Origin of the sequence: Streptococcus sp. M143 (genome assembly GCF_000162495.1) — a bacterium.
Classification (GTDB): domain Bacteria; phylum Bacillota; class Bacilli; order Lactobacillales; family Streptococcaceae; genus Streptococcus; species Streptococcus dentisani.
In genome coordinates this window covers 1-16,369 of record NZ_GG730099.1, presented here as the reverse complement: position 1 = coordinate 16,369, position 16,369 = coordinate 1, and the positions used below count along the sequence as shown (strand labels likewise).

At 39.8% G+C, this 16,369-nt stretch carries 15 protein-coding genes and 3 pseudogenes; 15 read left to right on the top strand and 3 right to left on the bottom strand.

Annotated elements, in window-relative coordinates; all coding sequences use genetic code 11:
• Positions 1-3: 3 nt before the first annotated feature.
• The 3 genes and pseudogenes from HMPREF0850_RS11640 (at position 4) to HMPREF0850_RS12910 (ending at position 3,225) form a co-directional block, all read left to right on the top strand.
• The gene (locus tag HMPREF0850_RS11640; protein WP_000038837.1) at positions 4-1,164 is read left to right on the top strand and encodes a YecA family protein; all 1,161 of its coding nucleotides are present in this window, start codon (positions 4-6) and stop codon (positions 1,162-1,164) included.
• The gene (locus HMPREF0850_RS11635; protein ID WP_009014096.1) at positions 1,151-1,660 is read left to right on the top strand and encodes a hypothetical protein; all 510 of its coding nucleotides are present in this window, start codon (positions 1,151-1,153) and stop codon (positions 1,658-1,660) included. Before HMPREF0850_RS11640 ends, HMPREF0850_RS11635 begins: the two co-directional genes overlap by 14 nt.
• 436 nt (positions 1,661-2,096) lie before the next feature.
• A pseudogene (locus HMPREF0850_RS12910) lies at positions 2,097-3,225 on the top strand (IS3 family transposase).
• Positions 3,226-3,365: 140 nt separating this feature from the next.
• Here HMPREF0850_RS12910 and HMPREF0850_RS11620 read toward each other — a convergent pair.
• Positions 3,366-4,319 carry an aromatic acid exporter family protein gene (locus HMPREF0850_RS11620; RefSeq protein ID WP_000029011.1) on the bottom strand — a complete coding sequence of 318 codons (954 nt, stop codon included), beginning with the start codon at positions 4,317-4,319 and terminating at the stop codon, positions 3,366-3,368.
• A 67-nt stretch (positions 4,320-4,386) separates the two neighbouring features.
• Positions 4,387-5,592: a serine/threonine transporter SstT gene (sstT, locus tag HMPREF0850_RS11615; protein WP_000821316.1), complete on the bottom strand. Its 1,206-nt coding sequence runs from the start codon at positions 5,590-5,592 to the stop codon at positions 4,387-4,389.
• A gap of 150 nt (positions 5,593-5,742) precedes the next feature.
• Between sstT and HMPREF0850_RS11610 the strand changes: the two genes are divergently transcribed.
• The 11 genes and pseudogenes from HMPREF0850_RS11610 (at position 5,743) to HMPREF0850_RS11560 (ending at position 14,238) form a co-directional block, all read left to right on the top strand.
• Entirely contained in the window at positions 5,743-6,303 is a 561-nt protein-coding gene (locus HMPREF0850_RS11610; RefSeq protein WP_001154835.1) for a mechanosensitive ion channel family protein, read from the top strand.
• A gap of 57 nt (positions 6,304-6,360) precedes the next feature.
• A pseudogene (locus HMPREF0850_RS11605) lies at positions 6,361-7,268 on the top strand (magnesium transporter CorA family protein).
• Positions 7,269-7,285: 17 nt separating this feature from the next.
• On the top strand, positions 7,286-7,813 hold the full coding sequence (locus HMPREF0850_RS11600) for a YqeG family HAD IIIA-type phosphatase (protein WP_000963744.1): 528 nt from the start codon (positions 7,286-7,288) through the stop codon (positions 7,811-7,813).
• A gap of 2 nt (positions 7,814-7,815) precedes the next feature.
• Positions 7,816-8,922, top strand: coding sequence for a ribosome biogenesis GTPase YqeH (gene yqeH, locus HMPREF0850_RS11595; protein ID WP_000391177.1), 1,107 nt, complete (start codon positions 7,816-7,818; stop codon positions 8,920-8,922).
• 213 nt (positions 8,923-9,135) lie between these two features.
• The gene (gene yhbY, locus HMPREF0850_RS11590) at positions 9,136-9,447 is read left to right on the top strand and encodes a ribosome assembly RNA-binding protein YhbY (protein ID WP_000060169.1); all 312 of its coding nucleotides are present in this window, start codon (positions 9,136-9,138) and stop codon (positions 9,445-9,447) included.
• Between the two features lie 51 nt (positions 9,448-9,498).
• Positions 9,499-10,128 (top strand): nicotinate-nucleotide adenylyltransferase, encoded by a 630-nt coding sequence (locus HMPREF0850_RS11585; protein ID WP_000963721.1) that lies wholly within the window; start codon positions 9,499-9,501, stop codon positions 10,126-10,128.
• Positions 10,128-10,721, top strand: coding sequence for a bis(5'-nucleosyl)-tetraphosphatase (symmetrical) YqeK (gene yqeK, locus HMPREF0850_RS11580; RefSeq protein WP_000331224.1), 594 nt, complete (start codon positions 10,128-10,130; stop codon positions 10,719-10,721). The genes HMPREF0850_RS11585 and yqeK overlap by 1 nt, the downstream gene beginning before the upstream one ends.
• Positions 10,722-11,072 (top strand): ribosome silencing factor, encoded by a 351-nt coding sequence (gene rsfS, locus HMPREF0850_RS11575; protein WP_001003017.1) that lies wholly within the window; start codon positions 10,722-10,724, stop codon positions 11,070-11,072.
• Between the two features lie 310 nt (positions 11,073-11,382).
• A complete protein-coding gene (locus HMPREF0850_RS11570; protein ID WP_009014090.1) occupies positions 11,383-12,123 on the top strand; it encodes a class I SAM-dependent DNA methyltransferase in 741 nt (246 codons plus the stop codon).
• Positions 12,124-12,161: 38 nt separating this feature from the next.
• Entirely contained in the window at positions 12,162-13,103 is a 942-nt protein-coding gene (locus tag HMPREF0850_RS11565; protein ID WP_000889001.1) for a hypothetical protein, read from the top strand.
• 22 nt (positions 13,104-13,125) lie between these two features.
• Positions 13,126-14,238, top strand: a complete 1,113-nt coding sequence (locus HMPREF0850_RS11560) for a nucleotidyltransferase (protein ID WP_000156322.1) — start codon at positions 13,126-13,128, stop codon at positions 14,236-14,238.
• Between the two features lie 15 nt (positions 14,239-14,253).
• Here the strand turns inward: HMPREF0850_RS11560 and HMPREF0850_RS13260 are convergent.
• Positions 14,254-14,423, bottom strand: a pseudogene (locus HMPREF0850_RS13260) (ISL3 family transposase); the annotation flags it as partial.
• A 442-nt stretch (positions 14,424-14,865) separates the two neighbouring features.
• Between HMPREF0850_RS13260 and HMPREF0850_RS11550 the strand changes: the two are divergent.
• Positions 14,866-16,369 (top strand): KxYKxGKxW signal peptide domain-containing protein (locus HMPREF0850_RS11550; RefSeq protein WP_000490059.1); only part of this gene is annotated, 1,504 nt, incomplete at its 3' end.

Sequence of the window (16,369 nt, the reverse complement as noted above, 5' to 3'; positions counted from 1 at the left end):
TGAATGAGTAAAAAAAATATAGAGAGAAATACACCGTGTCCTTGTGGTTCAGGAGAAAAATATAAAAATTGTCATTTGAAGTTTAATAAAAAAGTTCAAGAGTACCCTAATAATGACTATTTAAACAACAATCTAATTATGATAAATAAGTACCAGACGCTTTATTCCAATGGTCTGGATATAGATGATGTGATTGAAAAGATAGGTAAGAATTACTTTGGTGAATTAAATATTACTGATTTAGTTAGATTTAGAGTATTTTTAGATTCAGCTATTCTATTATTTAATAGGGAAAAACTAGAGAAAGACTATTTTAAAAAAAATTTTATTTATGCTGACTTTTTTAACCATTTGAATAATAGCGAAAAAGATAAAATATTGCTTGATTTATATAAGAAATATTTCAATTTATATAAAGATGAACTAATGATTAATGAAGGAACGGTTCAATCGTTTGATAAATTTTATGTGAGCAGTAATAGAGAGAGTAAAAGTCCGTATGACCAATTAGCAATTTTAAGAAATGCTCTTGCTCATATGAACTACGGAAATTTTATAACTTTGGAAAATGGTTATTTTCTAGGGTATTTTATATATAACAATAAAAATGGTAAAGCTATTAATCATGGCTTTATTTTAGAACCAATTTTACACAGATTCATTCAGTCATATTTTTCTAATTACACTTCATACGGTGTCGTATATAAACATAGTTGGTTTAATTTTAATAGTACAAATAAGATATCTCCTGAGCAAGTTATTGATTTTAAAAAACAATCATTTATTTCAAGGATAGTAAGAAAATTATTAAATAAGAAAAACAAAACATTTGCTTTTTTTAATATTCTAACATACGACGGTAAAGGTGATGAAAAATTAAAATATGCTGGTGATAATCAGCATGCAATGAACATATTTACTCAAAAATTAAATGACTTGAACTTTATAGAATTAGAAAACTTTATAAAAAATAATAGGGAAATTTATAATCATGTAGTTACGGAAATTCCTGAAAATAGAATAGAGGTCGAGGTGTCTTTTTTAACAACATACTTAAATAAAAAAGAAATAACTTATAAAGAATTTTCTTCTGAAATAAAGTTTTTGTATGATTTTGAAACAGAGTTTTCTAATTTTTTTAGTCCATTTAATGCAATTAAATGATAGATTGATTGATTATTGGTGTAATATTTTCTATATTGAAGATGTTTCCCCAGAGAAGACACAAAATCAAATTAAAGAAATAAATAAGAGTATTAGGGAGTTAAAAGAGGATGAAGATAAAATTGTTGGATTTAATTTTATGTTTCCAGTGTTGAGACTGTTGGATATTTCCTTGAGGTTAGAAGATGACGATTTGAAGAAAATTTCTCCTTTATCTGTTAATATTGACGGATTTACATATGAAGAAGACAATTTGCAGAAATATTATCAAAATAATTCTAGTACAATAAATAAAAGAAGTGAGACCAAGTATTATTATATTTTAGAGCGAATTAGAAATGCCATAGCTCATGGACATATTACAACATATCTTGATTCCAATAGCAATATTGTTTACAAGTTGGAAGATATTTGGAATAATAGGACTGAAAAAGTAGAGATTGATTATGACTCGATGATAAATTTTTTAGAACAGCCTATTTTTACAGAGCGGTAGCACCTAAAGTATAGATCATCAAGATTTTCTATAGTTACTTTTTGTAAAGTGTATATGAAGAGTGTTTTAAAATCAGAGGATTTATAGTTGATGCAAGAATGTGTTTAAAAGTACATTATAATTTGAGTGAATATTGACCATGTCAAGAGTTTAGTCTTGTGGACTTAATGAATAATGATTGAAATTGTTCTTACTATGTGGTTAAGTTAACTGAGAATAGTAGCTTTACAATTCTTATTTTGAATATTAGTAAGTTAAGACTAATTGCTTTTGATAAACTGGTGGAAATTAACTGATTTCTTTACTATTTAGTAATTAGATTCCGCTTCCTATTATAGAAACCGAAAAACTAGCTCAGGGAACTGCACCCATAAAATGAGACACAAGAAAACACTCCTGTTGAATTCTGGTAAACTAGAAACAGGAGTGTTTTGTTATGGTCAAAAAAGCATATTCATTAGAAACTAAGTTAGCTTGCATCGAAATGAAAAAGGTTGGTAAGTCCAATAAGGTCATCATGGAGATCTTGGAAATTAAGAATGACAGTCAAATCTACACCTAGATGCGATGGTATGAGAATGATGAGCTACATCGTTTTCATCAACCTCTGGGGAAACAATATTACCTATTGTAAAGGAATGGAACAGCTATCCGAAGTCGAACAGTTACGTTTGCAGGTAGAATTACTAAAAAAGTATCAGAGCTTGGTAAGAAAATCGACAAAGTAAGTCTTATCAAGCTAGTAGAAGAGTATAAGAAAACGTGCCCTGTGTCTGTTATTTTAGAGTGTTTCGGAGTCAAACGCTCAACCTTTTATCGCTGGAGACAGGAGTGTAAGAATTCTTAGAAAAGAGACGAAATAATAGATAAAATCGAACAACTCTGTATGGAAAATCACTTTATTTATGACTATCGAACCATCACTCGCTTACTAAAGAAAGTTTATAACCTCGTCGTAAATTGTCAGAAAGTCTATCGTATCATGAAGGAAAAGGGCTGTCTTTGCTGTGTCCGTCCCAAGAAGGGACCTAAATTAGGGAAGCCTTATCATTTAACAGACAATAAGCTGGATCGTGATTTTCAGGCAGACAAGACTATGGAGAAGCTTGTCACAGACATCACCTACCTCTACTTTGGGAACTGTAGACTTTATCTATCTTCGATCATGATCTCTATAATCGCGAAATTGTAGCTTATACCATCTCCGATTGCCAAGATAATAACTTTGTGCTCGACACACTTCATCAACTTGAGCTACCTCAAGGGATACTTTTACATAGCGACCAAGGATCTGTTTACACCTCAAAATCCTACTATCAGGCTTGCATATAAAAAGGCATCACCCGCTCCATGTCCCGAAAAGGAACACCAGCAGATAATGCCTGTATTGAATGGTTTCATGCTGTCCTCAAGTCTGAAACCTTCTATCTCCATAATTGGAGAAACCTAACTAAAGATAGTATAACAGAAATTGTCAATCTTACATCATATTTTATAATGAAACTAGAATTCAACAGAGATTAAATGACCAGTCTCCTGTAGATTACAGAAAACTGGCCTCATAAATGTGTTTTTCTTGTGTCTCATTTTATGGGTGCAGTGCCTTTTGATTCGTGGATTTTTTCATATAGTAAAGGTAATTGAAGTCAAAGGTAAATTAAAAACCTCAGAGAGATCATGTTGCATGAACTCTTCTGGGGTTTTTCTAGTTTCCATATTTTTGATAAAAATCGACCTTGACCTGGATAAAGGTTTCGGCTTCGCGTAGTAGCTGCAGGAGAGTGGCTCGGGTCTCAAACTCCTCACGTGTTTTAGGGAGACTCCGATTGCGGAAGACTTGCAGATAGCGTTCGATGTCATCAAGTAGGTCATGAGCAGGATTGGTCTGGCTTAGCTGGGCAGCAATCTTAGCAAAGAGCTGGGCCAAAATCAAGCTCTCACTTGCAGCTAACTGGCAAGTGTTGATTTGCTGAGCCATGTTTCGTAGGATGCGACTTTGTCTCTGCCTCATCTCAAAGTAGTGGATGTGGTAGTCCGTTTGGTGAAAGAGCTGGTCCGAATGATCCAGATAGACTAGCTTGAGGGCTTCATCAAGAAGGCTGTCTAATTCGTCAACGAGTTGGGCTTGATTGCGCCCGTCTCCTCTTGACAGATAGTATTTAAAGCGAAGCAAGATATCTTTTAACTTTTCTTCGACCTGAAGATGGTAACTTTGGATGGCTTTCTCCCGAGAGGGCATATAAAGGTTGACCAGCAGAGCAAAGCTTGTCCCGATGAGAAAGAGGAGCACTTCATTGAGCAAGAGTTCTGGAGAAGTAGACTCCTGTACCAAGAGATGGCCGACCAAGACACTGCTAGGTGTGATACCGATTTCCCAGCCCATTTTATAGGCCAGAGGCACGTAGAGAGCCAGATAGAGGCCCAGACTCCAGATGTGAAAGCCTGTCAGCTGAAAGGCTAGAACACCGATAGCGAGCGCTAAGAGCATGGAAAAGAGGCGGTTACGGGCCAATTTTAGCGTGCTTCTGCGCGTGTCGGAAAGGCTTAAGATGGCGATAATTCCAGCTGAAACTGCTGATGATAAATCTAAAAAATAAGCGAGAAAACAAGCGAGGCAGGTCGCTAAGATCAGTTTTGTCGTACGTTGGGTGATAGACATGAGAATTTCCTATAATACTAGAAGAAGAGTATAAAAGACAAGACTTGGAAGACTTGTCTTAAAAAATCTATTTTTTGCGTGCCGACGCGTACTCAGCTACTGCTGTAAAGAGGACGTCGGTAGAAGAGTTCAGGGCAGTTTCGCAGGAGTCTTGGACGACACCGATGACAAAACCAACTCCGACTACTTGCATAGCAAGGTCATTTGAAATCCCAAAGAGACTACAAGCGACGGGGATGAGGAGAAGTGATCCTCCAGCGATCCCAGAGGCTCCGCAGGCAGAAATGGCAGCCACTACACTGAGGACAAAAGCTGTACCAAAATCAACAGAGATTCCTAGCGTATTGACTGCAGCTAGAGTCAAAATATTAATGGTTACAGCTGCACCGGCCATATTAATAGTCGAACCAAGGGGGATAGAAACGGAGTAGGTATCTGGATTGAGTCCTAGATCTTGGCAAAGTTTCATATTAACTGGGATATTAGCGGCAGAACTACGAGTAAAGAAAGCTGTAATCCCACTAACACGCAAACATTTCAAAACAAGGGGGTAGGGATTTTTTCTCATAAAGAGAAAGGCGATGAGGGGATTGATGACAAGGACCACAAATGCCATAGTTGCAACCAAGAGTCCTAGCAAAATTCCGTAGTTAGCAAGGCTGGTAATTCCTTTATCAGAGATGGTCTTGAAGACCAAGCCCATAATTCCGAAAGGTGCCAAATTGATAATCCACTCCACAATCTTGGAAGTTACATCAGCCATGGTTTTGAGCAATTCCTTGCTGTTTTTGCTAGCTTCTCTCATAGCAAGTCCAAAGACAACAGCCCATGATAGAATTCCAATATAGTTGGCTTTGACGACGGCGTTGAGGGGATTGTCCACGAGATTCAGCAGGAGGTTGCTGAGGACTTGACCGATGCCGTCTGGTGGGGCAATCTCTGTGCTCGCACTACTGAGAGTAATCTGGACGGGGAAGAGAAAACTAGCCAGTACAGCAACCAAGGCAGCAGCAAAGGTACCGAGTAGATAGAGAAAAATAACGGTCTTCATATTGGTATCTTGCCCTTTTTGATGTTGTGAGAGGGCATTTGCGACGAGGGTAAAGACCAAAACAGGAGCGATGGCTTTCAGACCCCCAACGAATAGGTCACCGAGAATGCCGAGTCCCGACAAACTTGGGAAAAGTAGCCCTAGAGAGGCTCCAAGAAGCATGCCGATTAGGATACGTTTGATGAGGCTGGCCTTGTTCCAGGCTCGAATAATTCTTTTCATAATAGTCTCCTTCAAAATGTATTGTTTATGATTATAGTATAAATATGCCGTTTAGGCAAGTCTTTTTATTTGAGTTTGGGGGGATATTGGAATATTTATGAGGGAATTGAACGGGATGATTTGTGGTATAATACTAGAAAGGAGTTTTGTATGCAAGAATTTTTTCAACGTTATCTTGATAAATTGGATGTAACAACTGTATTAGAGAATCTCTTGACCAAGATGATTTCTCTTTTGATTCTCTTTCTGTTATTTTATATAGCTAAAAAGATCCTTCACGCGACTGTACGAAAGATTGTCAAGCCCTCGCTTAAATTTTCAAATCGGGATGCAGGCAGACAAAAGACCATCTCTCGTTTGCTTGAGAATATCTTTAACTACACCCTTTATTTCTTTTTGATTTACTGTATCTTGTCTATTTTGGGTTTGCCAGTTTCCAGCCTCCTTGCTGGGGCAGGAATTGCTGGGGTTGCCATTGGGATGGGTGCACAAGGTTTTCTATCCGATGTTATCAATGGTTTCTTCATCCTCTTTGAACGCCAGCTCGATGTGGGCGACGAAGTGGTCCTCACAAATGGTCCTATTACCGTATCTGGAAAGGTTGTCAGTGTAGGAATCCGTACGACCCAACTTCGCAGTGACGACCAAGCCCTTCACTTTGTTCCCAACCGAAATATCACTGTTGTCAGCAACTTCTCTCGTACAGAGTAGGTCTGCTATTTTGGCAGATTTGTGGTACAATAGAAAGAGTTTGGTAAAGGAGAGAGTATGCTATTTGTAGAGAAAAAACTAGGTCACGATTGTACTTGGATAGACCTTGATGTGGATAAGATTAAAAATATGGAAGATCTTTCTGACATCTATGGATTGGACAAGGAAACCATCGAGTATGCTCTGGATAGAAATGAACGAGCCCACATGGATTATAACCGTGAAACGGGGACAGTAACCTTCATTTATAATGTTCTTGATTTAGAAAAAGACAAAGAATATTATGAAGCGATTCCGATGACCTTTATCGTTGAAAAAAAACGGTTGATCACTATCAGCAATCACAAGAATACTTATGTGATCAAACGTATGGCGACCTATCTTGAAAGCCATGAAATTATTTCCATCTACAAATTTCTTTTTGCCAGTTTAGAGATTATTAGCAATGCTTACTATCCAGTTATTGAAGAGATGGATAAAGTAAGGATGAAATCAGTGCACTTCTTCGTCAAAAAACAACTAAAAAAAATCTTTTTGCCCTCTCTGACTTGGAAACTGGTATGGTTTACCTGACAGCTGCTGCTAAACAAAATCGTCTCCTCTTGGAACACATTCAAGGGCATGCTCTTTATCGCAATCTTAATGAGGTAGAAAGAGAGCAGTTTGACGATGCTATGATTGAAGCCCATCAGTTGGTTTCAATGACAGACTTAATATCTCAAGTCTTGCAACAACTCTCAGCCTCTTACAACAACATCCTAAATAATAATCTGAATGATAATTTGACAACTTTGACAATTATCTCAGTCTTGCTGGCTATCCTTGCGGTTATTACAGGATTTTTCGGAATGAATGTTCCCTTACCGTTTACAGATGAACCAAATGCTTGGATTTATATTTTGATAGCTAGTCTAATTTTATGGGCAGTCTTAGCTCAATGTTTAAAGAGAATTGCTAGAAATTAAAAAGAAAAGGAGCCAGAATGGCGATTGAAAATTACATGCCAGATTTTGCTGTGGAAGCAGTCTATGATCTGACAGTCCCAAGCCTGCAAGCGCAGGGGATTAAGGCTGTTTTGGTCGATTTGGATAATACCCTTATTGCTTGGAACAACCCTGATGGAACACCAGAGATGAAGCAATGGCTACATGACCTCCGTGACGCGGGCATTCGCATCATCGTAGTCTCAAACAACACCAAAAAACGGGTCCAACGCGCAGTTGAGAAATTTGGAATTGATTATGTTTATTGGGCTCTTAAACCCTTCACCTTTGGAATAGACCGTGCCATGAAGGAATTCCACTATGAGAAAAATGAAGTGGTCATGGTCGGTGACCAGCTCATGACCGATATTCGGGCAGCCCATCGTGCAGGAATTCGCTCAATTTTGGTCAAACCCTTGGTCCAACATGACTCTATCAAGACGCAGATTAACCGAGCTCGTGAGCGCCGTGTGATGCGAAAAATAACGGAAAAGTACGGACCGATTACATATAAAAAAGGAATCTAACTATGGAAGAAATTCTCTGTATTGGCTGTGGAGCAACCATTCAGACGACAGACAAGGCTGGTCTTGGATTTACACCCCAGTCAGCACTTGAAAAAGGGTTGGAGACAGGCGAAGTCTATTGCCAACGCTGTTTCCGTCTCCGTCATTACAATGAAATTACAGATATCCAGTTGACGGATGATGATTTCCTCAAACTCTTGCACGAGGTAGGAGACAGTGATGCCTTGGTGGTCAATGTCATTGATATTTTTGACTTTAATGGTTCTGTCATCCCAGGCTTGCTACGTTTTGTATCGGGCAATGATGTCCTCTTGGTTGGAAATAAAAAAGATATCCTGCCCAAGTCAGTTAAACCGGGTAAGATTAGCCAATGGCTTATGGAACGTGCCCACGAAGAAGGTCTTCGTCCTGTTGATGTCGTCTTAACTTCAGCTCAAAACAAGCATGCTATTAAGGAAGTCATTGACAAGATTGAACACTACCGCAAGGGCCGTGATGTATACGTAGTTGGGGTGACCAACGTTGGAAAGTCAACCCTTATCAACGCTATTATCCAAGAAATCACGGGTGACCAAAATGTCATCACGACTTCACGCTTTCCAGGGACAACCTTGGACAAGATTGAGATTCCACTTGATGACGGATCTTATATCTACGATACACCGGGAATTATCCACCGACACCAGATGGCCCACTACTTGACAGCCAAAAACCTCAAGTATGTCAGCCCTAAAAAGGAAATCAAGCCTAAAACCTATCAACTTAACCCTGAGCAAACTCTATTTCTAGGTGGTTTGGGACGATTTGACTTCATTTCAGGAGAAAAACAAGGCTTCACAGCCTTCTTTGACAATGAACTCAAACTCCACCGTACCAAGCTAGAAGGCGCTAGTGCCTTTTATGACAAGCACCTCGGAACCCTTCTAACACCACCAAATAGTAAGGAAAAAGAAGATTTTCCAAAACTAGTCCAGCATGTATTTAATATCAAGGACAAGACTGACCTGGTCATCTCAGGACTAGGCTGGATCCGAGTAACAGGCACTGCCAAAGTCGCCGTCTGGGCACCAGAAGGCGTCGCTGTCGTCACACGCAAAGCAATTATCTAAACACAGAAAGGAAAGGGTCATCTAGACTTGGGCGAGCATTGCGAGCTCGTAGATAATACTTTTCGCCGTGGTGTTAGTTGGTACAAGTGATTGTACCAACTGCGGAAAATTTGAGACCTTAGGCTCAAATTTTAGTCATGAAAGTCCAAAGGACTTTGCTGATGTCCGTCACCACTTTAGAAAAGTATAAAAAGAAACTCTTTTTAAGAAATTATGTCATTAACATCAAAACAACGTGCCTTCCTCAACAGCCAGGCACACACCCTCAAACCCATCATCCAAATCGGGAAAAATGGACTCAACGACCAAATCAAAACCAGCGTCCGTCAAGCTCTTGACGCACGTGAATTGATCAAGGTTACTCTCTTGCAAAACACAGACGAAAACATCCACGAAGTAGCTGAAATTTTAGAAGAAGAAATCGGTGTAGATACTGTCCAAAAAATCGGACGCATCTTGATCTTGTTTAAACAATCCAGCAAGAAAGAAAATCGCAAGATTTCCAAGAAAGTTAAAGAAATCTAAACACCTACTCCAAACAACTGTTTTTACAGAGAATTAAAGGAAGACGAGCCTATGGCAATCGAATTATTGACTCCCTTTACCAAGGTAGAGTTGGAGCCAGAAATCAAGGAGAAAAAACGCAAACAAGTTGGGCTTCTAGGAGGGAATTTTAACCCCGTTCACAATGCCCATCTGATCGTTGCGGACCAAGTACGACAACAGTTGGGACTGGATCAGGTCTTGCTTATGCCCGAATACCAACCACCTCATGTAGATAAAAAGGAAACCATCCCCGAGCACCATCGTCTCAAGATGCTTGAATTGGCGATTGAGGGGATTGAAGGTCTAGCCATTGAAACTATTGAGTTGGAGCGCAAGGGCATTTCCTACACCTACGACACCATGAAGATTTTGACAGAGCAACATCCAGATACGGATTATTACTTCATTATCGGAGCTGATATGGTGGACTATCTGCCTAAGTGGTACCGAATTGATGAGCTGGTCGACATGGTTCAGTTTGTTGGAGTTCAGCGCCCACGCTACAAGGCAGGGACTTCCTATCCAGTTATCTGGGTGGATGTGCCTCTCATGGACATCTCGTCCAGCATGGTGCGTGACTTCATTGCTCAAGGTCGGAAACCCAACTTTCTCCTACCTCAGCCAGTGCTAGACTACATCGAGAAGGAGGGGCTCTACTGATGGCCTATCAAGACTATATCAACTGTTCACGTGAGGCTTTGTTGGAAAAAATGGCAGAGCTTCTACCTGAAAAACGTTTAACCCATTGCTTGGGGGTGGAGCGTGCAGCCATAGAACTTGCCCAGCGCTTTGGTGTGGATAGTGAGAAAGCAGGCCTAGCAGGACTTCTCCATGATTATGCTAAAAAGCTGTCAGATCAGGAATTTCTAGACTTGATTGACCGTTATCGGCTAGACCCTGACCTCAAAAACTGGGGCAATAATGTCTGGCATGGCATGGTTGGTATCTACAAGATTCAGGAAGATTTAGATTTACAAGATTCTGAAATCCTGCGGGCTATTGAAATCCATACAGTCGGGGCTGGTCAGATGACAGACTTAGATAAGGTTGTCTATGTCGCAGACTATATCGAGCATAACCGAGCATTTCCGGGAGTGGATGTGGCGCGTGAGATTGCAAGTTTATCGCTCAATAAGGCAGTGGCCTACGAAACTGCTCGAACTGTGGAACATTTGGCTCATCAAGGATTTCCCATCTATCCCCAAACCCTTGAAACCTATAACGCCTTTGTGCACTATTTGAAAGAGGATTAAATGAACGAAAAAGAATTACTAGAACTAGTCGTGAAAGCGGCTGATGAGAAACGTGCTGAGGATATCCTCGCACTTGACGTACAAGATTTGACTAGCGTGACGGATTACTTTGTTATCACTAGTTCAATGAATAGCCGTCAGTTGGACGCTATCGCTGATAACATACGTGAAAAAGTAGCTCAAGCAGGCTTTAAAGGTAGCCATGTTGAAGGCGATGCAGCTGGAGGCTGGGTCTTGCTGGACCTAGGTGCTGTCGTTGTGCATATCTTCTCAGAAGAAATGCGTGCCCACTATAACTTAGAAAAACTATGGCATGAGGCGCATTCTGTAGATTTATCTGAAACTTTATAGTCTTTTCCTTTATCTTTTATTACGGCGTTAACTCATTTTGCCTAACTCTAGTTATGCCTGCAATTCGTTGCCTAGTACTAAAAGCAAACGAAAAGACTATAGCGTTACAATTGAACTCAGTTGCAGTCAACTGGGTTTCTTTGCTTATTTTAGAAAATTGATAGAAAGGTGAGGGCGTCGTGTTTTGTTCATCTCGAAACTGAACACGAGCTAAAAACTGCGAGAAAAAGAGTAACTTCCTTTGTGTCTGACGATACAGCAGAAAGTTTCCTATTTTCTCCTTGCTTTTAACGCTCTTTGTATCTTAATTATGGCAACTTATGAAACCTTTGCGGCTGTTTACGATGCTGTGATGGACGATAGTTTATACGATAAATGGACGGATTTTTCGCTGCGTCATTTGCCTAAGACTAAGGAGAGAAAGAAACTCTTAGAATTGGCTTGTGGGACGGGTATCCAGTCTGTACGCTTTTCTCAAGCTGGTTTTGATGTAACTGGACTTGATTTGAGCGCGGATATGTTGAAGATTGCTGAGAAGAGAGCGACTTCAGCCAAGCAAAAGATTGATTTTATTGAAGGCAATATGCTGGATTTATCCAAGGCTGGTAAATATGATTTTGTGACTTGCTACTCTGACTCTCTCTGCTACATGCAGGATGAGGTCGAGGTAGGGGATGTCTTTAAGGAAGTGTATAATGCCCTCAATGAAGATGGTGTATTCATCTTTGATGTGCATTCAATCTACCAGACTGATGAGGTTTTTCCAGGCTATTCTTACCATGAAAATGCGGAAGACTTCGCCATGCTTTGGGACACCTATGAGGACGAAGCTCCTCACTCCATCGTACATGAGTTGACCTTTTTTATCAAGGAGGCTGACGGTTCCTTTAGTCGTCACGATGAAGTGCATGAGGAGCGAACTTATGAGGTTTTGACCTATGATATTTTGTTGGAACAAGCTGGTTTCAAGTCCTTCAAACTCTATGCGGACTTTGAGGACAAGGAGCCGACAGAGACCAGTAGACGTTGTTTTTTTGTGGCACAGAAGTAGGATGTCTGAATGGTTTGGCGAAATAGATTGAGGTAATAATGTTAGAATTCTTTTTTATTTTGGTTGTGGTCATATTAGAGTACATTATGCTTAAGAACTTTCTTTCAATGAATTTGAAAGAGTATCAAGGTTTTAGTACGAGATTTTTTTCTTCTTCTAGCGGGGATAAAATTAGTACGAGTAGCATAATCTTTTGGATATTTATTTCGCCATTTTTTTCTATTCTAGGATATGTTAGTTCTTTATTTTTGAATTCTGTTTTTAAAACTTGTCATGTTTCATATAACTATTTATGGACGATAAGTTTAGTTTTTTGGATAGTTATATATCTGATAATTTTGATTTTAGGTCGTCGAAAATTAGTGAATCATTTATTTATTTTAATAATAGCGATAGCTTCAATTATTTTAAACTGGTATATTGCTCGAATAGCTTTTACAGGAAATGTAAATGATATTTCACCTGATTCAAGTAATACGGCGTTTCAATTCTATTTAGCTATAGGGTTATCTCTGATTTCGATTGTACAAGTGATATATGAAAGAGATAACTACAAATTGAAACGTACGCGTTTTATTAGAGAGAAAATTCAGAAGTATCTACGAAAATACAAAGTAATATATTCTTTGAAAGGAAATATAGAGCTGCTTTATTTGTCACTTGCCATTTTGGTACTAGAGGATTTTGAACGGCCTAAATTTATTAGAATTATTGAAAATATTCTGAGAACAAAAACAAGAAATATTGCTCAAAATGATTCTATCGATGATATTGATAGCGTTACTATTCTTGTGAATCAACTTCAAGATTTGGCTGTTAGATCAGAAGAAGAGTATGAAAGAATAAACTTAGAGTTTATTATTAAAAAGATAAATCAATCTAATCATTATTTTAGCAATGTTATGGAATTGTTTCATACAATTTCTCAATTAGATGAAGATTTTAAAATAGTTGAAGCTAATAAATATAACGAAAAGTAATGTCTAGTAGTAGGAGAACATCATGACCATCACAGGTATTATCGCGGAGTTCAATCCTTTTCATAATGGCCACAAATACCTGCTGGATCAGGCTGAAGGGCTGAAAATTGTTGCCATGTCTGGGAACTTCATGCAAAGAGGAGAGCCTGCTATCGTGGACAAATGGACACGGGCCCAGATGGCGCTTGAAAATGGAGCAGATCTGGTAGTGGAGTTGCCCTTTTTAGTCAGTGTTCAGGCGGCGGATTTCTTTGGTCAAGGGGCTGTGGATATCTTAGCACAGTTGGGTATTGATAGCCTCGCTTTTGGGACAGAAGAAGTTTTAGATTATCAAAAAATCGCTGACTTATACACAGAGCAAGGTAGAGAGATGGAGAATTTTGTGGAAAATTTGCCTGATTCTCTCTCCTATCCTCAGAAAACCCAAGCCATGTGGAAGGAATTTGCTGGTCTTGATTTTTCAGGCAATACCCCCAATCATGTTCTGGCTTTGGCCTATGCTAAGGCGGTTGCGGGACGTAGAATCAAACTCCATCCGCTTCAGCGTCAGGGGGCTGACTATCACTCTGTGGACAAGGATGTGGAATTTGCTTCGGCTACAGCCCTCCGTCAGCATCAATCAGACCAAGATTTTTTAGAACGCTTTATGCCTTCTGTGGAGCTTTTTGAAAATGCTAGTAAAGTGAGCTGGGAAGATTATTTTCAACTCTTACGCTATCAAATCTTGTCAAATCCAGATCTAACCACCATCTATCAGGTCAATCAAGAAATGGCTGTGCGCATCAAGGATGCTATCAAAACAGCCCAGTCTTTGGAAGAATTGGTCGAGGCGGTTGCGACCAAGCGTTATACCAAGGCGCGTGTTAGACGCCTCTTGACCTATATCTTGGTGCAATCCAGAGAAAGTGACTTGCCAGAAGGCCTCCATGTCCTTGGCTTTACCGAAAAAGGCAGACAACATCTCAAGTCTCTGAAAGGGCAGATCCATCTAGTCAGCCGAATTGGCAAAGAACCTTGGGATGCTATGACTCAAAAGGCAGACCAGATTTACCGACTAGGACACCCAAGTATAGCAGAGCAGAATTTTGGTCGAGTGCCGATTAGAATGGAAATAAGTGGAAACTGTAGTGGGTGACATATAACGAAGCATAGAGGGAATCAGACTGGTTCTCTCTTTTGTCATGTTTAAAGCTATGAAAATTCTGGTTTTGACATTGTCAAAGTTCTAACAATCAAAGGCATTTCGTTTAATGACTATGATAAGGTTGATAGTGGCTTCCCGTTTTGTATGAGAACAGGGTGTTCCAAAGCGTTAATAATCTTGTCCTCATCTGTATCTTTCGAAAACGTCTGAAAAACGATTAAAAGTATGGAATTTACAAAAGAAATGATCTCTTCTAATGATGGTTTAGTCATTTTTATTGGAAGTATTAATGGGCTTGATTTCGAAAATCGTAAGAGAATTTCAATAGTTTGAACTTTAAAAGCGAATTTTCTGAAAAAATTAGCTATTTTCATTTGTCATTTCGCGTATAATTACTTGAAAAGGGCAATCCGTTTTGGTAAAATGATAGATGGTATATACTAGATAAAAGCAACTGGTATATCCCAGATGGAATCTGCTTTTTCTGAGTCAAAGGGATAAAAACTGAGACTGACTGCGGTTTGATTGTCTCTGGTTTTGAGAGGGTAGCGCAACTACGCTTTGTTAATGATCATGAGGTTAACAAAGGGTCGCATTTGGATAAAAGAAAGGAATCAAATGTTTCGAAGTAAAAAATTTAACAAAGATTTCGAGATCGTAGATGAGAAAAAGCGTTATAAGCTTTACAAGTCGGGTAAAAACTGGGTAAAAGCCTCGAACTCTCAATTGGATCTCTTCCGTATCGGTGGGATGGGTGAAGTTGTCTCTAGTACCCTGTCAGACACTGAAGAACTTGATCACGCACACCTTAGTTTTAACACGCTAGCGGGTATAGGGGGAATCCTGGCCGCGGGGGCTGCAGGATTTGTGGTGACTCAAGAGCAAACTGTTTATGCGGATGAAACATCTAACTATACAGAAAAGGATAAAACAGTCATTGCTGCTGAACCGAAAGCAGCTGAAACAACTGAAACAAGTACTAACTCAATCATCGCTCAAGCGCAAGCAGAAGTAAAGAAAGCTCAAGCAGAACAAGCATCTGCTTCAGCTTCTGTATCAGTCAGTCAATCTGTTGAGGCTCAAGCGAGTGCGAGTCAGTCAGCTTCAGTCAGTCAATCTGCCTCAGCGAGTCAGTCAGCATCTGCAAGTGCTTCAACATCAGCAAGTGCTTCAACATCAGCAAGTCAGTCAACTGTTCCGGCATCTGAGTCAGCGAGTCAATCAACATCAGCTCCTGTATCAGCTTCAGCAAGTGCCAAAGCATCTGCCTCAGCAAGCTCTACACCATCAGAGTCAACGAGCGCTCAAGCACCTGCCTCTGTAGTTGAGAGTGCCTCAGCTGTTAGCGAACCATCAGCTCAGGCTTCTGTGTCTACCTCAGCTTCTGCATCGCTCAACCTTAAGGTCAACCCTGCGGCAAGTCTTGTATCAGGCAGTGCTAACCAAAGTTTGGCAAGTGCAGCTCTTAGTACAAGTCAAGCAGTAACAACAAGCAACAATATCGCAGCTGGAGTTGTAGCAGACAAGAACCAAGCCCAAGGTAAGGATACAACCAAGCAAGCCGAGAAAGACCAAAAAGCAGATAAGGCTGTAAATAATTCACCAAAAGAAGCAGGTCAGTCAGGTTTCCGTAGTGCTGGTTATTCAGGTTTCCGTAAGTTGCCACAACCAGGTGATGAAGGATTTGATTGGGCTCCGAGACTTCAGGTCATAGATGGGCCTGGCAATGTTGTTCTCCAACCTGGACAAAAGTTCAATTTCACTGTAACTATCCATCACAGAAACTCTACAAACCAATTTGTACATCCAGCTAAACTAACTCTGATAGATAACTACAGACGGATTAAACCAAATGGTGACTGGATAACATATAAATTTACTTCTAGTGGCCCTGATGTTAAGATGAGAGTTTATGGTACTGTTCCAGAGAATCCTCAATCACTTACATATTTTGCAGCACTGCAAAATGAGGGAACAAATCAAAGGAGATTCCCGATAAGAGGCTTCTCAATGACTATTGATGGTAACGGTAGCATCTCTAAGTCGACATCAGCAAGCCAATCAGTAAGCTCAAGTCAAAGAGCTTCAGCGAGTGCATCGCTTAGCGCACATCAATCCCACT